Raw genomic sequence first — 18,555 nt, 5'->3', positions numbered from 1 at the left:
GGGTCAGAGTGCGGCGGCGGTCGTGCCCCGCCGCCAGTCGGCGACGGCCGAGGTGCCGGCCGCGGGGGTCGCGGAGACGGCGACGACGGCGCCGAAGCGGTCGTCGCCCGGCCGCAGCGGGACGACGTCGTGGCCGCGAACGTGCAGGTCCGCGGCGGCGGGGTGGTCCTCCTCGACCAGCAGCGCGCCGTCCTCGCTCCGCCAGCGGGGCGCCGCCACCGCCTCGGCCAGGGGGACGCCGTCGTAGCGGCGGCGGGCGAGCACCTGCAGCAGGGTCTGCACCTGCCCGTCCGCGCCGGGCGTCGCCAGCCCGGTCACGCCGCCGGGCCCCACCTGCAGCGCGGGCGCGAGGGTGTGCACCGGGAGGGCCGACGGCCGCGGCCGGTTCGCGCCGCCGGTGAAGCCGCCGGCGCGGTTGTTCAGCGTGAACCCGAAGCGCGGCACGAAGGTGCCGGCACCGAAGTCGTCGAAGACGCTCACCAGCGAGCTCACGACCGTGCCGGCGGCGTCGACGGCGGCGACGCCCGCGGTGTGCAGGTACGCCCGGGGTCCGCCGCGGCGCGACGCGCGCGCCGCGTCGACGGTCACGTCGGCGGCCAGCACCGCCGCGGGGTCCGCGCACCCGTCCCGGTGGGCGAAGGCGGCCTGGGTGACCTCGACCAGGACGTGCTCGCGCGCCGGGCCGGCCAGCAGCGCGGCCGCGTCGGCCGGGAGCCGGCGCTCCACCGCGTCGAGGGCCAGCGCCAGCAGCACGCCCTGGCTCGACGGCGGCTGGACGTGCACCGTCCCGCCCTGCCAGGGGACCGACACCGGGTCGGCGACCCGGGTCCGGTGGGCGGCGAGGTCCTCCTCCCCGAGCCATCCGCCGTCGGCGCGCACCGCGGCCGCGACCACCGCGGCCACCTCGCCGCGGTAGAACGCCGGCGCACCGTGCGTCGCCAGCCGCTCGAGCAGCTCCGCCAGCTCCGGCTGGCGCCAGCGCGCCGGTCGCGCCAGCAGCGACCAGCCCGCGCCGCCGCCCCGCTCCAGCCGGGGCCGGTGGACCTCCGCGGCGCGGGCCAGGTCGTCGTCGACCGGCACGCCGTCGGCCGCCAGGGCCAGCGCCGGGGCGAGGACACGCCGCCACGGCAGGCGTCCCCAGCGCTCGTGCAGCCGCGCCCACCCGTCGACGATCCCGGGCACCGTGACGCTCGCCCCGCCCTGCGTGTGCAGGTCCCCGTCGGCGCCGGCCGCCGACCGTCCCGTGCCGTTGACCGCCCGCACCCGCCCGCCCGGCTCGGCGACCAGCGCCAGCACGTCGCCGCCGACCCCGCAGGCGTGCGGGGACGTCACGCACAGGACCGCCTGGGCGCAGACGGCGGCGTCGACCGCGCTGCCGCCGTCGGCGAGGGCGGTGAGCCCGGCCCCGGTGGCCAGCGGGTGGGCGGTGGCCACCGCGCCCGCGGTCCCCTCGGCGGCGGTGCGGCGGGCGGTCACGGCAGTGCCCACCAGGCCGCGGTGTCGGGTGCGCCCGGGATGCGCTCGCTGCTCAGCAGCAGCCGCGCGCCCTCGGGGTCGGGCAGCTGACCGGGGCCCAGGTTCACGACGCACAGCACGCCGCCCCGGCGCAGCGCGAGGACGTCGGCGCCGGCATCGACCCAGGCGACGTCGGGGCCGGCCGGCACCAGGTGGCGCCGGCGCAGGGCGAGCGCGTGGCGGTACAGCTCCAGCGTGCTGTCCTCGCGCCCGGTCTGCGCCTCGACCGAGCACTCCCCCCAGCCGGCCGGCACGGGCAGCCAGGGCGGCGCGCCGGGGCCGAAGCCGTACGACGGTCCCGAGCGGGACCAGGGCAGCGGCACGCGGCAGCCGTCCCGGCCGCGGCGGGTGTGGCTGGAGCGCTCCCACACCGGGTCGCGCAGCGCGTCGTCGGGCAGGTCGACGTCGGGCAGTCCCAGCTCCTCGCCCTGGTACAGGTACGTCGAGCCGGGCAGCGCCAGCATCAGCAGCGCGGCGGCCCGCGCCCGCCGCAGGCCGGCCGCTCCCCCGCCGAAGCGGGTCACCGTGCGGGACACGTCGTGGTTGTTCAGGACCCAGGTCGCCGGCGCCCCGACCTGGCGCACGGCCGCCAGGGACCGGATCACCGCGGCGCGCAGGGCGTCCGCCGTCCAGGACGCCTGCAGGAAGGCGAAGTCGAAGACCTGGTGCAGCTCGTCGGGGCGGACGTAGCGGGCCATGGCCGCGGTGTCGGCCACCCAGGCCTCGCCGATCGCCGTGCGCTCCCCGGGGTACCCGTCGAGCACCCGCCGCCAGGCGCGGTACACCTCGTGGACGCCCGGCTGGTCCCACTGCGGGCCCTGGGGCAGGTAGAGCCCGGGCGGCTGCTCGGGCAGCTCCGGGGCGTCGGGGAGGGCCGGGTCCTTGACCAGGCCGTGGGCGACGTCGATGCGGAAGCCGTCGACCCCGCGGTCCAGCCAGAAGCGCAGGACCTCCTCGAAGTGCCGGCCGACGTCGGGGTGCGACCAGTCGAAGTCGGCCTGCTCGGGGGCGAACAGGTGCAGGTACCACTCCCCGTCGGGCAGCCGGGTCCACGCCGGCCCCCCGAAGTCCGACCGCCAGTTGTTGGGGGGCAGCTCGCCGGAGGTCCCCCGGCCGGGCCGGAAGACGTAGCGGGCCCGCGCGGGGCTCCCCGGAGCGGCCGCGCGCGCCTCGGCGAACCAGGGGTGCGCCACGGAGCTGTGGTTGGGCACGACGTCGACCAGCACCCGCAGCCCCAGCGCGTGCGCGTCCGCCACGAGGGCGTCGAGGTCGGCGAGGTCCCCGAACAGCGGGTCGACGTCGCGGTGGTCGGCGACGTCGTAGCCGCCGTCGGCCATCGGCGAGCGGTAGAAGGGCGTCAGCCAGACCGCGTCGACCCCCAGGCCGGCCAGGTACGGCAACCGGGCGCGGGCGCCGGGCAGGTCGCCGACCCCGTCGCCGTCGCCGTCGGCGAAGCCGCGGACGTAGACCTCGTAGACGACGGCGTCCCGCCACCAGGCCGTCGTCCCCTCCGTGCCGCTCATCCCGCCTCCCTCGCCTCTCGATCCCTCTTTGTATATCTTATCCGGAGGCCGTCCAGGGAGGTCGCCCATGGCCCGCACCCACGAGCTGCCGCCCTTCCTCGGGGTCCCGCAGCCGGTCGAGCTGGTCGCCCGGCTGCTCGAGGCCCGGCCGCATGCGGCGGGCCTGACCCTGCGCTGCGGCACCGACCGGCACGAACCCGAGCTGCAGGACTACTACGGCACGGTCGCCGAGGCCGTGTTCGCCGCCCCCGTCCCGGGCCGGGACGTGACGGTGCGGATCGACTTCTGGACGCCGCACGTCGTGCGCGTCCGGTACCTGCCCGACGGGATGCCCGCGGCCGAACCGCCCTCGCCCGTGCTCACCGGTCGGCCCGACGCCACGGTTCCCCTCGAGGTCCGCGAGGAGCCCGACCGGGTGGTCGTCCGCAGCGCCGCGGTCGAGCTGACCGTGGTCCGCGAGCCGTGGCGGCTGGAGCTGCGCGACCGCGCCGGGGCGCTGCTGTGGGCCACCAGGCCGGTGGACATCGCGAACCTGCGCCGGCCCGAGCGGCAGTGGAGCCCGGCCGAGCAGCGCTGGCTGTTCCTGCACCGGTACGCCTATCCCCTGGGTTCGGCGCGCGGCGGGGAGCGGACGGCCTTCGCCTCCTTCGACCTGCGCCACGACGAGCACGTGCACGGGTTCGGCGAGGGTTTCGGCCGCTTCGACAAGGTCGGCACCACCCAGCGGCTGTGGATCCAGGAGGCCTTCTCCAACGCCAGCCCCGCCGCCTACAAGCAGGTCCCCTGGTACTGGAGCAGCCGCGGCTACGGCCTGTTCGTGCACACCACCCAGCCCCTGGCCTTCCGGGTCGGCGACCTCGAGCACTCGGCGCTGTCGGTCGTCGTCGAGGACACCGCCGAGCTCGACCTGTTCGTCGTCGCGGCGCGGACCGCCCGGGAGGCGCTCCCCCGGTACACCGCGCTGACCGGCACACCCGCCGTCCCCCCGCGGTGGAGCCTGGGGCTCTGGATGTCGCGGATCACCTACTCCTCCCAGGAGGAGGTCGAGCGGGTCGCCCGGGAGCTGCGCGAGCACCGGATCCCGTGCGACGTCATCCACGTCGACACCGGCTGGTTCGCGAAGGACTACACCTGCGACCTGACGTTCTCCCCCGAGCGCTTCCCCGACCCGGCCGGCATGTGCGCCCGGCTGGCCGGGCAGGGCTTCAAGGTCTCGCTCTGGCAGTGGCCCAACTACAACGTCGCCTCCCCGCTGTTCGACGAGGGCGTCGAGGGCGGGTACCTGGCCCGGCGCAGCAGCGGCCACACCTACACCTACGCCGGCGGGTACGGGGAGGACGCCGGCTTCGTCGACTTCTCCAACCCGGACGCGGTCGCCTGGTACCAGGACAAGCTCGCGGCGCTGTTCGACGCCGGTGTGGCCGCGATCAAGGTCGACTACGGCGAGGGCGCCCCGCCGCAGGCCCGCTACGCCGACGCCTCCCCCACCGCGATGCGCAACCTCTACCCGCTGCTGTACCAGCGGGCGGTGTGGGACGCCTCGGTGGCCGCCCGCGGCGAGGGCGAGGCGGTGCTGTGGGCCCGGGCCGGCTGGGCGGGGTCCCAGCGGTACCCGGTGCACTGGTCCGGCGACGGGGTCGCGCGGTTCGAGGACCTCCCCTGCGTGCTGCGCGCGACGCTGTCGATGGGGATGTCGGGGTTCCCCTTCTACGCGCACGACATCGGCGGGTTCTCCGGCCTGCCCGACGGGGAGCTCTACGTCCGCTGGGCGCAGCTGGGCCTGTTGTCCTCCCACGCGCGGGCCCACGGGACGCCGCCGCGGGAACCGTGGGAGTTCGGCGCCGAGGTCGAGGCGGTGGTGCGCCGGTTCGTCGAGCTGCGCTACCGGCTGCTGCCCTACCTGTGGACCGAGTCGGTCGCCGCCGGCCGCACCAGCCTGCCGGTCGTGCGGCCGCTGCTGCTGGAGTTCCCCGAGGACCCGGTGTGCGCCGACGTCGACGACCAGTACCTGCTCGGCGACCGTCTCCTCGTCGCCCCGGTGCTGGAGCAGGGCGCCCGCTCCCGCCGCGTCTACCTGCCCCCGGGCACGTGGGTGGACCCGGCCACCGGCGAGGCGACCTCGGGCGGCGGCTTCCGGACCGTCGACGCGCCGCTGGACGTCGTCCCGATGTGGCTGCGCGGCGACACCGTCCTGCCGCTGGGCCCGGTGCGCCAGCACGTCGACGAGCCGGTCGACGGGCCGCTCACCCTGCTGCTGGCGGCGCCGTCGGCGGGCGGGGAGTACGAGGTGGACACCGGCGCGGGCCGGACGGTCGTGCGCCACCGGGCCGACGGCGACGGCGTGGAGGTGACCGTCGGACCGGTCGAGGGCCCCGTGGAGCTGACCGTGCTCGGCGCCGGACCGTTCACCCGCGTCACCGGGGCGGGCGTGCCGCGCGACGTCCCCGGCGGCGTCACCGTCTCCGTGGACGCCGCGGGGGGCGCGCGTGTGCTGCTCAGCCGCTGACCGGCCAGAGGACCGGGCAGATCCGCGGGTCGGTGTAGTCGGGCAGCCCGTCCACCGTGCGGACCAGCTCGTCGTTGCGGTGGTAGGGCAGCTCGCCGTCGGGGCCCCGCTCGGCGACGTGCCGGTTGTCCCCGGGCTGCAGGTGGACGGCGATCGAGCGGCGCGGGTCCGCGGTGCGGTTGGGGCCGCTGCCGTGCACCGTCCGGCAGTGGTGGAACGTGACGTCGCCGCGCCGCAGGTCGGGCACGACCACGCGGACCTCGTGGCCCGCGGCGGCCATGGCGGCCTGCTGGGCGGCCAGGTCGGACGCGAAGAAGTCCAGGCCCCGCTGCTCGGGCCACCGGTGGCTGCCGGGCACGAAGGACACCCCGCCCATCGCCCCGGTGCAGTCGTGGAAGGGCACCCAGCAGGTGAGCATCGCCTCGCTGGTGCACGCCTGCCAGTACTGGCGGTCGGTGTGCCAGCCGACGTTGCCCGTGTCGTCGCCGCGGCCGCCGGGCTTGTAGAGCAGCTGGTCGTGGAACAGCCGGATCACCGGGACACCGGCCAGGGCGGCGGCGAAGGCCCCGATGCCCGGCCACTGCACCAGCGTGGCCAGGTCGGTGACCATCCGGGAGGCGTAGTCGTTCTTGCGCAGCACGTCCCCGTGCACCGGGCTCCAGTCGGCGGAGTCGTGACGGGTCCGGCCGGGGAAGGGCGCGTCGAGGTCACCGGCGTAGAAGCGGGCCATGCCCCGCTCGGCGGCGTCGAGGACCTCGGCGGGCACCAGTCCGCGGACGACGAGGAAGCCGTCGCGGCGGTAGGCCGCGGTCTCCTCGGCGGTGGGCAGGCGGGCACCGGACACGGTGGTCGAGGTGGCTGAGGTGGTCATGGACCCGATCCTGGGCGGCGGGGAGGGGGCAGGTGTGCGGGATCGTCCGGCATCCGGGCCGGATGCTCCGGCGGGCCCGGCCGGCGCCTCCGGCTGGCGGCTGTGGCTGCCGCGCGGCACCGAGACCGGCCTGCACGCCGAGACCGACGGCGAGCCGAGCGGGCTGCTGCACGCCGGGGAGAACTGGGCCGGCGACCGCTTCGCCGTCGCCGACCACGAGCACCGCGGGTGGGAGCTGTTCCTGCAACTGCACGGCGCCTCGCGGTGGGAGGTGGGCGGGCACACCCTGCACCTCGCGCCGGGCTGGCTGGTCGCCGTCCCGCCGGGCACCCGGCACCGGACGGTGCCCCGCGCGCGCGGCGGCGGGCGCCACCACTTCGCCTACGCCGCCTTCGACGCCGACGTCGTCGGTCGCCGCCGTCCGGCACTGGCCGGCACCTGGCCGGCCCGCACCCTCTGGACGGCGCAGGGCGCGTCCCTCACCGCCCCCCTCCGCGCGTTGCTCCGGGAGGTCGCCGAGCACCGCAGCCACGGCGACGTCGCGCTCGAGGCCGCGCTGGACCTGGTGGTGGTGGAGGCGGCGCGCTGCCTGCTCGGCGGCGACCCGGCCCGGCCGCGCATGCCGCGCTCGCCGGTGGTCGCGCAGGCCCGCCGGCTGCTCGACGACACCTACGACCGTCCGTGGCGGCTGGACGAGCTCGCGGCGGCGTGCGCGGTGTCCCGGGCCCGACTCGCCGAGCTGTTCTCCGCCGAGGTCGGCCAGCCGCCCTACGCCTACCTCCTGGAGCGCCGCGTCGAGCGGGCCGCGGAGCTGCTGCGCACGACGACCCGCTCGGTGGCGGAGGTGGCCGCCGAGGTCGGCTTCTCCTCCCACGCCCAGCTCGGGCGCGCCTTCGGCCGCGTCACGGGGACCACGCCGCGGGAGTGGCGGCGCCGCTCCCGCGCGGGGTGAGGGGACCCGCCCCACCGACCCGTCGACCACCACGGAGGACCCGGTGCACGACCACGAGGCCACCCACCGCGGCCGACTCGGACGCGTCGTCGAGGAGCTGCTGCGGCCCAACCTGTACCGGGAGCGGCGCCCCCTGGCCGTGTCCGCGTGGCCCGCGCCCGGCGAGCCCGTGCCCTTCGCCGAGGCCCGCCGCCGGCGGTTCGAGCCCTTCCCCGTGGGCTCGGCGTGGGGACCGCCCTGGAGCACCGTCTGGTTCCACCTCACCGGGCAGGTGCCCGAGGCGTGGCGGTCGCTCGGCGACGCCGTGGAGGTCGTCGTCGACCTCGGCTTCCGTCCGGGGATGCCCGACGGGCAGGCGGAGGGACTGGCCCACCGGCCCGACGGCTCGGTGGTGAAGGCGGTGCAGCCCCGCAGCCGGCACCTGCCCGTCGACGACCTCGCCGGCGGCCGGGTCGACCTCTACGTCGAGGCGGCCGCCAACCCCGTGGTCACCGAGACCTGGTCGTGGCACCCGACGCCGTTCGGCGACCCGGCGACGGCCCCGTCCGAGCCGCTGTACGTCCTGCGCCAGGCCGACGTGGCGGTGCGCGCCGTCGAGGTCGCGGAGCTGCTGCACGACGTGGAGGTGCTGGCCGGCCTGGCCGACGAGCTCCCGGCCGACCTCCCGCGCCGGGCCGAGCTGCTGAGGGCCCTGGACCGGGCGGTGGACCGGCTCGACCCGGACGACGTGCCCGGGACGGCGGCCGACGCCCGGGCCGCGCTCGCCCCGGCGCTGGCCCGGCCGGCGCACGCGAGCGCCCACCGTGTCCTCGCCACCGGTCACGCCCACATCGACTCCGCCTGGCTGTGGCCGGTCCGGGAGACCGTCCGCAAGTGCGTGCGCACGTTCGCCAACGTGCTCGACCTCCTCGACCGGCACGAGGACCTGGTCTTCTCCTGCTCCTCGGCGCAGCAGTGGGCGTGGGTGCAGGAGCACGCGCCGGACCTGTGGGCGCGGATGGCCGCCCGGGCCGCCGAGGGCCGGTTCGTGCCGGTCGGCGGCATGTGGGTGGAGGCGGACACGAACATGCCGGGCTCGGAGGCGCTGGCCCGCCAGTTCGTGCTCGGCCGGCGGTACTTCCTGACCGAGCTCGGCATCGAGCCCGAGGACGTGTGGCTCCCGGACTCCTTCGGCTACAGCGCGGCCCTCCCGCAGGTCGCCACCGCCGCGGGCGCGCGCTGGTTCCTCACCCAGAAGCTGTCGTGGAACGACACCAACCGGCTGCCGCACTCGACGTTCCTCTGGGAGGGCGTCGACGGCACGCGGCTGTTCACCCACTGCCCGCCCGTGGACACCTACAGCTCCGAGCTGACCGCCGCCGAGCTCGCCCGCGCCCAGCGCCACTACCGGGAGGCCGGGCACGGCAGCACCTCGCTGGTGCCCTTCGGGCACGGCGACGGCGGGGGCGGGCCGACCCGGGAGATGCTCGCCCGGGCCCGGCGCACGGCCGACCTCGAGGGCTCACCCCGCGTGCGGCTGGGCACCGTCGCCGACTTCTTCACCGCGGCCGAGGCCGAGCTGCCCGCGCCGGCGGTCTGGTCCGGGGAGCTCTACCTGGAGACCCACCGGGGCGTCTACACGTCCCAGCTGCGGACCAAGCAGGGCAACCGCCGCAGCGAGCACCTGCTGCGCGCCGCGGAGCTGTGGGCGACCACGGCGACGGTGCGCGCCGGGGTCCCCTACCCCGCCCGCGAGCTGGCCGGGGCCTGGCGCACCGTCCTGCTCCAGCAGTTCCACGACGTCCTGCCGGGCAGCTCGATCGCCTGGGTGCACCGCGAGGCGGAGGCCGGGTACGCCCGCGTCCGCGCCACCCTGGAGGCGGTCGTCGAGCGGTCGCTGGCCGCGCTGGCCGGACCGGGCGACCTGCCGCTCACCGTCAACTCCGCGCCGGTGCCGCTCGCCGGTGTCCCGGCCCTGTCCGTGGCGGTCTCGGAGCCCGGCACCGCCGCGCCGGTCACCGCGGCGGAGCACCCCGGCGGCGGCTGGGTCCTCGACAACGGGGTCCTGCGGGTCGAGGTCGACGGGCGGGGACTGCTGACCTCCGTGGTCGACCTGGCGCTCGACCGGGAGGTGGTCCCGGCGGGCCGGGCCGCCGGGCTGCTGCGGCTGCACGACGACCGCCCGGCCCGGTACGAGGCCTGGGATGTCGACCGCAGCGTCGACCGGCGCGTCCGAGACCTGACGGCGGCCGACACGGTGGAGCTGACCGGGGCCGGCGACGGCGCCGCCGTGGTCGCGACCGTGCGGCGCACCGGCCGGAGCACCGTCCGGCAGGAGACCGTGCTCCGCGCCGGGGTCCGCGCGGTCGACCTGCACCTCGACGTCGACTGGCACGAGCGGCGCAGCCTGCTGACGCTGGAGTTCCCGGTCGACGTGCACGCGGAGCGGGCCGCCTCCGAGATCCAGTTCGGCCACGTGTACCGGCCGACGCACGAGAACACCTCCTGGGACGCCGCCCGGTTCGAGACCTGCGCCCACCGCTGGGTGCACGTCGGGGAGCCCGGCTTCGGGGTCGCCGTCGCCAACGACTCCACCTACGGCCACGCCGTCCGGCGCGAGCGGCCCGACCGCCGCGGGCCGGCGCCCACCGTCATCCGCCTGTCGCTGCTGCGCGCGCCGCGGTTCCCCGACCCGGACGCCGACCAGGGGCGACACCGGCTCACGGTGTCCCTGGTCTGCGGTACCGACCTGGCCGGCGCCCTGGCCGAGGGCCAGCGGCTCAACCAGCCGGTGCGGCACCTGACCGGCGCCCGGCCGGTGGCGCCCCTGGTCCGCGTCGAGGACCCGGGCGTGCTGGTCGAGGCGGTCAAAACGGCCGAGGACGGCTCCGGCGACGTCGTCGTCCGGCTCTACGAGGCACTCGGGCGGCGGACCCGGACCCGGCTCCTGCCCGGGTTCGGCTGCTCCGGGGTGGTGGAGACCGACCTGCTCGAGCGGGCGGTGCCGCCGCGCGCGGTCCGCTCATCCGCCGGGAACGCCGGTGGCGCGGTGGAGCTGGAGGTGCGGCCCTTCCAGATCGTCACGCTCCGGTTCACCGGGGTGACCGGGGACTGATCCGCCCTCACCCGCCGGGTTCCCGCCGGAACTCGCCGGTGGTCCGCCCGGTGGCCGACCGGAACCGCCGGGCGAGGTGGTGCTCGTCGCTGAACCCGAGGCTGGCGGCGATCTCGCGGTTGCTCAGCGACGTGCGGCGCAGCAGGTCCGCCGCGGCCTCGACCCGCCGCTGCGCCCGGTAGCGGGCCGGGGGGACCCCGGTCTCGGCCTGGAACCGCTTGCGCCACGACTCGTACCCCAGGCCCACCTCGGCGGCCACGTCCGGGAGCGACAGCGGCTCGGACAGGTCGGCCGCGAGCCGGGCGCGGGACCGGGCCAGCCACCCACCGGGGCCGCCGTCGGACGCGGGACCGGCCCGCCGGCCGGCGAGCTCGGCGAGCAGCCGCAGCACGTCGCAGACCTCGTCGTCGACCCCGGCGGCGCCCAGCGGGGGGCGCCGGGTGCGGAACCCGTCCAGCCGGGCCAGCCACCACCCGACCGGCGCGAGCCGGTGCACCGGGCTGCCCGCCCCCAGCAGCCCCTGCCGCAGGCAGAGGTCGAAGACCGGCCCCTCGAACACCAGGTGCACCTCGTCCCACCGCCCCGGCCCGGTGCACCCGTACCAGTGCGGGCGGCCGGGCAGCACCTCCACCAGGTCGCCGGGGACCAGCGGCAGGTCGTGCCCCCGGTCGCGGTACCGGCCGCCCCCGCCGAACACCAGCATCAGCGCGTACCCGTCGAAGCGGCGCAGGCCCGGCAGGGGGATCCCGCGCCCGCCCTCGATCCGGCCGGCGTTGCGCACCCTGCCCAGCCGCCCCGGGAGCGCGGCACGGTGGCTGACCTGCGCCCGTCCGGTGTCCACGCGCGGCCCCCTACCACCCGGTGCACGGGGCGCCACGGCGTTCCCGGCCGGTCGGCGGTGCCGTCCCTAGCGTCCCTCCCACGACGGCGACCGCCGCGTCCGCCCGCCGACCCGAGGAGTCGAGATGACCCTGCCCACCGCGCAGCTGCCCGACCTGAGCAGCCCCCACCCCTTCGACGACGACACCGCGGCCGCGTTCGCGCGGGACGGACACGTCCTGGTGCGCGGACTGGCCGCGCCCGGGGAGGTGGCCGCGTACCGGCAGGTGATCTCGGAGGCGACCCGCCGGCACGCCACCGAGACCCGGCCGCTCGCGGAGCGGGACACCTACGGCCGGGCGTTCCTGCAGGTGCCGAACCTGTGGCGGCAGGACGCCGGCGTGGCCCGGTTCGTCACCGCGGCGCGGTTCGCCGGGGTCGCCGCCCGGCTGCTCGGCGCCGGCGCGGTGCGGCTCTACCACGACCAGGCGCTGTACAAGGAGGCCGGCGGCGGCCGGACGCCGTGGCACCAGGACGCGCTGTACTGGCCGTTCGACACCGACCTGACCGTCACCATGTGGATGCCGCTGGTCGACGTCGCCGAGGACATGGGCGGGCTCTCCTTCGCCGGCGGCTCGCACCGCCGCCGCGCGCTCGGCGAGCACGTCATCTCCGACGCCTCCGACGACTTCTTCGCCGAGCTGCTGTCCCGGGGCGGGTACCCGGTGGTGGAGCACGGCCCGATGCGCGCCGGCGACGCGACCTTCCACCTCGGCTGGACGCTGCACCGCGCCCGCCCCAACACCAGCGCCGTGCTGCGCGAGGTGATGACGGTCATCTACGTGGCCGACGGGGTCCGGGTCGCCGAGCCGGCCAACCGGGACCAGGCCGCCGACCTGGCCACCTGGCTCCCGGGCCACGCTCCGGGGGACCCGGTCGGCGGTGAGCTCAACCCGCGGCTGCCGGCCTGACCGGTGCGCGCCGGTCAGCGCCGGCAGCCGCCCTCGCGGTCGGGGCGCACCTCCGCGGCGAAGAGGTCCTCGTAGCCCTTCCAGCGGTAGGGGTCGGTACCGGCCACCAGGACGACGTCCCGGTGGTCGGTCTTGCCCAGGTGCACGCCGGGCCGGTGGAACCACGGCAGCAGCGACTGCGCGCTCATGTAGTGGTGCACCAGGGCGCGGCGGGTCCCCCGGCGGGCCGTGTTGGGCAGCGACTTGTGCAGCAGGTACCCGTTGAACAGGACGACGTCGCCGGCGTCCACCTCCAGCGGCACCGCGTCCTCGTCCCGGTAGGGGAAGTCGAAGGCCTCGACGGTGCAGTCGTAGCGGGGGTCGTTGTGCTCGCGGTCGGGGTAGAGGACCCCGGCGCGGTGCGACCCGGGCAGCGCCCAGAGGCAGCCGTTGTCGATCCGGGCGTCGTCGAGGGCGATCCAGGCCGCGGTGAGCGACCGGTCCCGGGTGGGGATGAACAGCTCGTCCTGGTGCCAGGCCTGCCCGGGCTTGCCCTCCGACTTGAGGAAGAGCATCGACTGCATCGACTTGACGTCCGGGCCGATGACGCGGGTCAGCGCGTCCACCAGGACGGGGTGCGCCAGCGTGTCCCGGACCAGCGGCGAGGCCTTGTGCGGGAAGTGCAGGCACAGGTAGCGCCGCAGCACCTCGTCGTCGTCGAGGTCGTCGTCGAGGTCGTCGTCGAGGTCGTCGTCGAGGTCGTCGCCGCGGTCGTCGGCGGGGAGCCGGTCGGCGGCGCCGGCCGTCCCGGCAGGGCCGTCGGCGTCCCGCTCGGCCACGGTGTCGGGGTCGAAGTCCACCGTGCCCCAGTCGGCGCGGCACAGCCGGACCGCCTCGGCGTTGACGGCGGCGACCTCCTCGGGGGTGAACGCCCCGCGGAGGACGACGAAGCCGTCGCGGTGGTAGTCCTCGAGCCAGTCGGCCCGCGAGCCGGCGGTGGCGGTCCGGACGTGGGGAGTCGTCATCTCGGGGTCTCCTCGGGAACCGGGCGGGGTCAGGCGTCCGCGCGGGCGACCATGTTGAGGAACTTCCGGGTCCGCTCCTCGCGCGGGTTCTCCAGGACCTCCTCGGGGGTGCCCTCCTCGACGACGCGCCCGCCGTCCATGAACACGACCTTGTCGGCCACCTCGCGGGCGAAGCGGACCTCGTGGGTGACGACGATCATGGTCATCCCGGCGTCGGCCAGCCGCCGCATGACCGACAGCACCTCGCCCACCAGCTCCGGGTCCAGGGCGGAGGTCGGCTCGTCGAACAGCATCAGCCGCGGCGTGATCGCCAGCGCCCGGGCGATCGCCACCCGCTGCTGCTGGCCGCCGGAGAGCCGGTGCGGGAGGTGGTGGACGTGCCGGTCGAGACCGACGTCGGCGAGCAGCCCCAGTGCCGTCGCCCGGGCCGCCTCCGGCTTCTCGCCGAACACCTCGACCGGCGCGATGGTGACGTTGTCGATCACCGGCAGGTGGTCGAACAGGTTGAAGTGCTGGAACACGAAGCCGATCCGCGCCTTCGCCCGCGCCCGGTCCAGCCGGTCCGACGGCTTGAGCACGCCGTCGACCCGGCGGTAGCCGACGTGCTCGCCCTCCACGAGGATCTCGCCGCCGTCGACGGACTCGAGGTGGTTGACCAGGCGGAGGAACGTGCTCTTGCCCGACCCGCTCGGTCCCATGAGGACGACGACCTCGCCGCGCCGCACCGTGAGGTCGATGCCGCTGAGGATCTCCCGGTCGCCGTAGGACTTGCGGACGCCGCGGGCCGTGACGACCTCCTCGCTGCCGGCCTCGGCGAGACTCTGCTGGGCGATGACCGCGGTGACCCCCGCGTGCGCGCGGGCCTCGGCCACGGCCGCCCGGTCGGTGGCGGCGGCGTCGTTCGCGCCGACGGGGGCACCGGGACCGCCGGTGAGTGGAGCGTCCGGGCCGGTCCCGCCGTCCATCTCGCCGCCGCGGCGCCGGCCGCGGATCCCCAGCATCCGGGCCATCACGCCGTTGCGGTCGGTGACCTCCCGGTCGAGGGAGTACCGGCGCTCCAGCATGTTCTGGACGATGCTCAGCGCGGTCGTGATGAGCAGGTAGATCGCCGCCGCGGCACCGAAGATCGGGAAGAACTGGAACGTCTGCGACACGAAGGTCTGCGCGACGAGGGTCAGCTCCTCCACGGCGATGACCGAGGCGAGCGAGGTGGCCTTCAGCAGCGAGATGGTGTTGTTCCCGAGCGCCGGCACGATGGCCCGCAGCGCCTGGGGCAACACGACCCGGCGGAGGGTGAGCACCGGTCCCATTCCCAGCGAGTGCGCCGCGACGACCTGGCTCGGGCCGACCGACCGGATGCCGCCCCGGATGATCTCGCCGGCGAAGGCCGCCTCGTTCAGCGCGAAGCCGATGACCGCGGTCCAGAACGACGAGAGCGGCACCCCGACCGCCGGGAACATGACGTAGAAGAAGACCAGCTGCAGCAGCAGCGGCGTCCCCCGCATGAACCACACGTAGAAGGCGGCCGGCCAGCGCAGCCAGGCGTGCTTGGACTCGCGCATGAGCGCGAGCAGGAGCCCGAGCACGAGGGCCCCGGACATCGCCAGGGCGGCGATCTGGACGGCGACCCACGCGCCCTCCCAGAGGGCAGGCAGTCTCAGGTAGTACCAGAAGTCGGCCATGTCCGTCTCTCAGTCCGTTCGGTTCGGGCGGGCTCGGGGCTCCTGCTCGATCGGGAGGTCAGGCGACGATCTCCGGGTCGATGACGGCGTCGGCGGAGAAGCCCCACTCCTCGGCGATGGCAACGAGCTGGTCCTCCTCGTGCATCGCGACGAGGGCGTCGCGGATGCCGTTGAGCAGCTCTTCGTTCTCCTTGCCGACGCCGATGCCGAAGCGGAAGTCCGACACCAGGTCGAAGCCGACCTCCAGGCCGTCGAACTCATCGGCGAGGTAGGCGGCCACCCCGGTGTCGGTGAGGAAGACGTCGGCCCGCTGGTCGGTCAGGGCGCTCACCATCTGGTTGTTGGTGGTGAAGTCCAGCGTCTCGATGGCCGGCTCCCCGTTGGCGAGGCACTGCTCGTTCTGCTGCGCGGCCAGCTCCACCTCGACGGTGCCGACCACCTGGGCGACGGTCGTCCCGCAGAGGTCCTCGAGGCCCTCGATGCCCTCCGGGTTGCCCGCCTGGACCACCGCGGACTGCGAGGCGTTCATGTACGTCACGAACGAGACCTCCCGCGCCCGCTCCTCGGTGGCGTACATGCCCGAGGTGATCAGGTCGATGCGGTCGGACTGCAGCGCCGGGATCAGGCCGTTGAAGTCGGTCTTCTGGTAGGTGAACTCGAAGCCGAGGCACTGGGAGACCGCGCGCATCAGGTCCGGCTCCAGGCCGATCACCTCGTCGGGCTGCGCCTCGTCGACCAGGTTGTAGTAGTTCAGCCCCGGGGTCGAGCCGATGGTGAGGCTCTGCCCCTCCAGGTCCGGGTACTGCTCGCCGACGTCCTCGCACGAGCCCGCCGCCTCGTCGGCCACGCCCTCCTCGGCCTGGGCGGCGACCGCGTTCTGCCGTTCACCGCCGCTGCACCCGGTGGTGGCGAGCAGGCCCGCGACCGCGGTCAGGACGAAGATCCGGGTGTTCCTCATGGCTGTCTCCTCGGTCGGGGATCCGACGACGGGTGCTCAGGGGATGCGGGGTCCCGGTGAGACCGGGATCACACGTGCTATGTGATTCTTTATACGGTATTAGCTGTCTGTCAAGGGAACGCCGGAGTCCGCTGCAGCGGGCCGTCCCTGGTCCGTGGTCCGGCGGGCCCCGCGTCGCCCGCGCCCGCGCACCGGGGCGCGGGGCGGACGCCGGTCTCAGCGGTGCCCGCCGGGCGGGTGCTCCGCGACGCGGGTGACGACGGGGTCGTGTCCGCAGACGATCCGTGCGTCCGTGGCGGCCGCCAGCGCGGCGAGCCTGTCCATCGACGCCCGCGCCAGCTCGGGGGTGGAGCCGGTGGTGGAACCACACCCCCGCCGGTCGATCCAGTTCTGTGCGAGCTCCGCCGCATCGGACGGGAAGAGCCACGTGCCGGTCTGCGGGAGGTCGACCCGCAGCGACACGTGTCCGGGCGTGTGGCCCGGCGTGGACAGGGCCGTGACCCCGGGCGCGACCTCGGTGTCGCCGCTCAGGGGCACCCAGCCGTCCCCCACCGGAGCCCAGTCCGCGCGGTCGAAGCCCTCCTCGAACCGGGGTGCCCCGGAGCGGGCGAAGGCGATCTCGTCCTCGTGCAGCGCCACGGGGACGCCCGCGGCGGCGAGCAGCCCGATCCCTCCCGCGTGGTCCCAGTGGAGGTGGCTGATGACCGCCAGGCCGAGGTCGCCGACAGTGAGGCCCACGTCGGACAGCGCGGCCTTCAGCGGTTCGCCGTCCCTCCCCCACGTCCACCGCCCCGGCTCCGGATCGGCCGGGAAGACCGGGGGGACGACCCCGTCGTCCGGGGTGTCGCGGCCGCCCCGGTAGGTCTCGTCGACCCGGGCGTCGTCGTGGTTGGCCCGCCGCATGCCCGAGTCGAAGAGCACCCAGCCGGCGTCGGTCTCGACGAGGGCCCCGGTGATCGGCGCCCAGAAGAGCGTGTCCGGGTCTCCGGCGACCGACAGCGACTTGGGGATCAGCTCGGCACCGAAGGTGAGCACGAACAGCCGCCGCGCGCGGCCACCGGTCACCGGGTGTCCCCCACCCGGACGGACGGAGGGGTGGACGGCCGCGACGGGCCGTCCGCGTACGCCCGGCCCCCGGTCCGGGAGGCGCAGATGCGCACCAGCACCAGGTAGACGGCGGAGGAGACCAGCAGGCCGGGGATCCAGGACAGGTCCGCGTCGCCCAGTGCCGCGGCGGCCGGCCCCACGTACCACCCGTTCGCGACGAAGGGCACGGCCACCGCGACGCCCACTGCGTAGGCGACGAGGGCGGGGACGTTGAACCCCCCGTAGGTCCAGGTGGCCGCGTCGCGGTAGTAGCGGCCGCGCCGGTCGAAGAACCCGCGCACGTCGTACTCCCCGTGCCGGACGAGGTAGAAGTCGAGCAGGTTGATCGCGCCCCAGGGCACGAAGCCCAGCGTCAGGAAGGACAGGAAGTTGCCCACCTGCGCGTAGAAGTCCGCCGACGCCTGCAGCGCGAGGTAGGTCCCGAGCAGCAGCGTGGGCAGCAGCATGGCGATCCGCAGGCCGACCGACGGGCGGAAGGTCCGGAACGAGGAGGCCGCGGTGATCAGGTTCAGCATGCTGCCGTACAGGTTGAGGGAGTTGTTGCCCGCGATGGCGGCCGCGGTGACCACCAGGACGACGGCGGCCAGGGCGCCGCCCCCGAGGACCTCCCCGACCGCCTGGAAGGTGTCGTTGCCGACGACCTGGGAGGCGAGGAAGACACCCAGCAGCTCCGACCAGACCGCGGCGAGGACCGCGCCCCCGAAGGTCGCGGTGAACGCCGCGCGGGCCGGGGTGTCGACCGGCAGGTAGCGGGAGTAGTCCGAGACGTAGGGCGCGTAGGTCAGCAGGAACGTCGCGATGATCCCCAGGGCGCCGAAGAACGGGCCGGGGGCGAAGCCGGAGACGGTGAGGACGACCCCCTCCCGCGCGACGGTCACCGCGGTCACGATCGTGACGACGACGACGGCGGCGGCCAGGGGCCACATCGCCCACTTCGCGGTCAGGTGGATGGCCCGGTAGCCCAGCAGCGCCAGCAGCAGGCTGATCGCCACGCTGACGAGGACGCCCTGGTTGACCGACACGGCGGGCGCGGCCGCGGCCAGCGCCTGGCCGCTGATGACCGCGGTGAGCGTGAAGAAGCCGGCGTAGAGGAAGGCCGCCAGCGTCACGGGCAGCAGTGCGCCGTAGAAGCCGAACTGGCCGCGGCTCTGGATGAGCTGGGGCACCCCGAGGCGGGCGCCCTGGACGGAGTGCAGGGCCATGAACGTGCCACCGAGGACGTTGCCGAGGACGACGACCACCAGCGACCAGAAGACGTTGTTGCCCAGGGCCACGGCGAGGGCCCCGAAGACGGCACCGCCGATGTTGAGGTTCGCGGAGAACCAGACGGAGAACAGGTCCCGCGCCCGCCCCCGCCGGTCGGCGGGGTCGACCACGTCGATGTGGTGCTTCTCGAGGACGGTGCGGTCTGCTGCGGCGTCGGCGGTCATCGGTGCTCCCTCCGGATGCCCGGTGCCACGCGGAACGGCGGCCGGCCGGGACGGGTGGCAGGGCTCTCGAGCGCCCCGTTCCCCAGGGCGAGGTTTGTATACGGTATAAAGAATAGGGACGAC

At 75.5% G+C, this 18,555-nt stretch carries 13 protein-coding genes; 4 read left to right on the top strand and 9 right to left on the bottom strand.

Annotation, left to right across the window (positions count from 1 at the left end; genetic code table 11):
* Nucleotides 1–3 precede the first annotated feature (3 nt).
* Nucleotides 4–1,488, bottom strand: coding sequence for a gamma-glutamyltransferase (locus tag ACI78U_RS09580; protein WP_456875071.1), 1,485 nt, complete (start codon nucleotides 1,486–1,488; stop codon nucleotides 4–6).
* Nucleotides 1,473–3,038, bottom strand: a complete 1,566-nt coding sequence (locus ACI78U_RS09575) for a glycoside hydrolase family 13 protein (RefSeq protein ID WP_456875070.1) — start codon at nucleotides 3,036–3,038, stop codon at nucleotides 1,473–1,475. The genes ACI78U_RS09580 and ACI78U_RS09575 overlap by 16 nt, the downstream gene beginning before the upstream one ends.
* A 67-nt stretch (nucleotides 3,039–3,105) precedes the next feature.
* Between ACI78U_RS09575 and ACI78U_RS09570 the strand changes: the two genes are divergently transcribed.
* Nucleotides 3,106–5,544 carry a glycoside hydrolase family 31 protein gene (locus ACI78U_RS09570; protein ID WP_456875069.1) on the top strand — a complete coding sequence of 813 codons (2,439 nt, stop codon included), beginning with the start codon at nucleotides 3,106–3,108 and terminating at the stop codon, nucleotides 5,542–5,544.
* On the opposite strand, the gene ACI78U_RS09565 is transcribed toward ACI78U_RS09570, so the two are convergent.
* The gene (locus tag ACI78U_RS09565; RefSeq protein WP_456875068.1) at nucleotides 5,534–6,415 is read right to left on the bottom strand and encodes a phytanoyl-CoA dioxygenase family protein; all 882 of its coding nucleotides are present in this window, start codon (nucleotides 6,413–6,415) and stop codon (nucleotides 5,534–5,536) included. The two genes, ACI78U_RS09570 and ACI78U_RS09565, sit on opposite strands and share 11 nt — an antisense overlap.
* Between ACI78U_RS09565 and ACI78U_RS09560 the strand changes: the two genes are divergently transcribed.
* On the top strand, nucleotides 6,399–7,367 hold the full coding sequence (locus tag ACI78U_RS09560; protein WP_456875067.1) for a helix-turn-helix domain-containing protein: 969 nt from the start codon (nucleotides 6,399–6,401) through the stop codon (nucleotides 7,365–7,367). The two genes, ACI78U_RS09565 and ACI78U_RS09560, sit on opposite strands and share 17 nt — an antisense overlap.
* Before the next feature lie 43 nt (nucleotides 7,368–7,410).
* The gene (locus ACI78U_RS09555; protein ID WP_456875066.1) at nucleotides 7,411–10,461 is read left to right on the top strand and encodes an alpha-mannosidase; all 3,051 of its coding nucleotides are present in this window, start codon (nucleotides 7,411–7,413) and stop codon (nucleotides 10,459–10,461) included.
* A gap of 7 nt (nucleotides 10,462–10,468) precedes the next feature.
* Here the strand turns inward: ACI78U_RS09555 and ACI78U_RS09550 are convergent, their stop codons facing one another.
* On the bottom strand, nucleotides 10,469–11,302 hold the full coding sequence (locus tag ACI78U_RS09550; protein WP_456875065.1) for a helix-turn-helix domain-containing protein: 834 nt from the start codon (nucleotides 11,300–11,302) through the stop codon (nucleotides 10,469–10,471).
* A 124-nt stretch (nucleotides 11,303–11,426) separates the two neighbouring features.
* On the opposite strand from ACI78U_RS09550, the gene ACI78U_RS09545 reads away from it, so the two are divergent.
* Complete coding sequence (locus tag ACI78U_RS09545; protein ID WP_456875064.1) at nucleotides 11,427–12,251, top strand: phytanoyl-CoA dioxygenase family protein; 825 nt, start codon at nucleotides 11,427–11,429, stop codon at nucleotides 12,249–12,251.
* A 14-nt stretch (nucleotides 12,252–12,265) separates the two neighbouring features.
* Here the strand turns inward: ACI78U_RS09545 and ACI78U_RS09540 are convergent, their stop codons facing one another.
* The 5 genes from ACI78U_RS09540 to ACI78U_RS09520 all read right to left on the bottom strand — a co-directional run bounded on the left by ACI78U_RS09540 (nucleotide 12,266) and on the right by ACI78U_RS09520 (nucleotide 18,432).
* Nucleotides 12,266–13,255: a phytanoyl-CoA dioxygenase family protein gene (locus ACI78U_RS09540; protein WP_456875063.1), complete on the bottom strand. Its 990-nt coding sequence runs from the start codon at nucleotides 13,253–13,255 to the stop codon at nucleotides 12,266–12,268.
* Between the two features lie 29 nt (nucleotides 13,256–13,284).
* Complete coding sequence (locus tag ACI78U_RS09535) at nucleotides 13,285–14,937, bottom strand: amino acid ABC transporter permease/ATP-binding protein (RefSeq protein ID WP_456875062.1); 1,653 nt, start codon at nucleotides 14,935–14,937, stop codon at nucleotides 13,285–13,287.
* Nucleotides 14,938–14,995: 58 nt separating this feature from the next.
* On the bottom strand, nucleotides 14,996–15,895 hold the full coding sequence (locus tag ACI78U_RS09530; protein ID WP_456875061.1) for an ABC transporter substrate-binding protein: 900 nt from the start codon (nucleotides 15,893–15,895) through the stop codon (nucleotides 14,996–14,998).
* Nucleotides 15,896–16,111: 216 nt separating this feature from the next.
* Nucleotides 16,112–16,960, bottom strand: coding sequence for an N-acyl homoserine lactonase family protein (locus ACI78U_RS09525; RefSeq protein ID WP_456875060.1), 849 nt, complete (start codon nucleotides 16,958–16,960; stop codon nucleotides 16,112–16,114).
* Nucleotides 16,957–18,432 carry a purine-cytosine permease family protein gene (locus ACI78U_RS09520; protein ID WP_456875059.1) on the bottom strand — a complete coding sequence of 492 codons (1,476 nt, stop codon included), beginning with the start codon at nucleotides 18,430–18,432 and terminating at the stop codon, nucleotides 16,957–16,959. Before ACI78U_RS09520 ends, ACI78U_RS09525 begins: the two co-directional genes overlap by 4 nt.
* Nucleotides 18,433–18,555 lie beyond the last annotated feature (123 nt).

It is taken from the genome of Geodermatophilus sp. SYSU D00710, from assembly GCF_054050195.1.
The sequence above is the reverse complement of the archived record's forward strand: the minus strand, read 5'-3'. Positions and strand labels throughout refer to the sequence as shown.

Excerpts from the sequence above, each read along its gene's own strand:
- ACI78U_RS09575 (WP_456875070.1), bottom strand. The coding sequence starts at position 3,038 with ATGAGCGGCACGGAGGGGACGACGGCCTGGTGGCGGGACGCCGTCGTC.
- ACI78U_RS09570 (WP_456875069.1), top strand. The coding sequence starts at position 3,106 with ATGGCCCGCACCCACGAGCTGCCGCCCTTCCTCGGGGTCCCGCAGCCG.
- ACI78U_RS09565 (WP_456875068.1), bottom strand. The coding sequence starts at position 6,415 with ATGACCACCTCAGCCACCTCGACCACCGTGTCCGGTGCCCGCCTGCCC.
- ACI78U_RS09545 (WP_456875064.1), top strand. The coding sequence starts at position 11,427 with ATGACCCTGCCCACCGCGCAGCTGCCCGACCTGAGCAGCCCCCACCCC.
- ACI78U_RS09540 (WP_456875063.1), bottom strand. The coding sequence starts at position 13,255 with ATGACGACTCCCCACGTCCGGACCGCCACCGCCGGCTCGCGGGCCGAC.
- ACI78U_RS09535 (WP_456875062.1), bottom strand. The coding sequence starts at position 14,937 with ATGGCCGACTTCTGGTACTACCTGAGACTGCCTGCCCTCTGGGAGGGC.
- ACI78U_RS09530 (WP_456875061.1), bottom strand. The coding sequence starts at position 15,895 with ATGAGGAACACCCGGATCTTCGTCCTGACCGCGGTCGCGGGCCTGCTC.
- ACI78U_RS09520 (WP_456875059.1), bottom strand. The coding sequence starts at position 18,432 with ATGACCGCCGACGCCGCAGCAGACCGCACCGTCCTCGAGAAGCACCAC.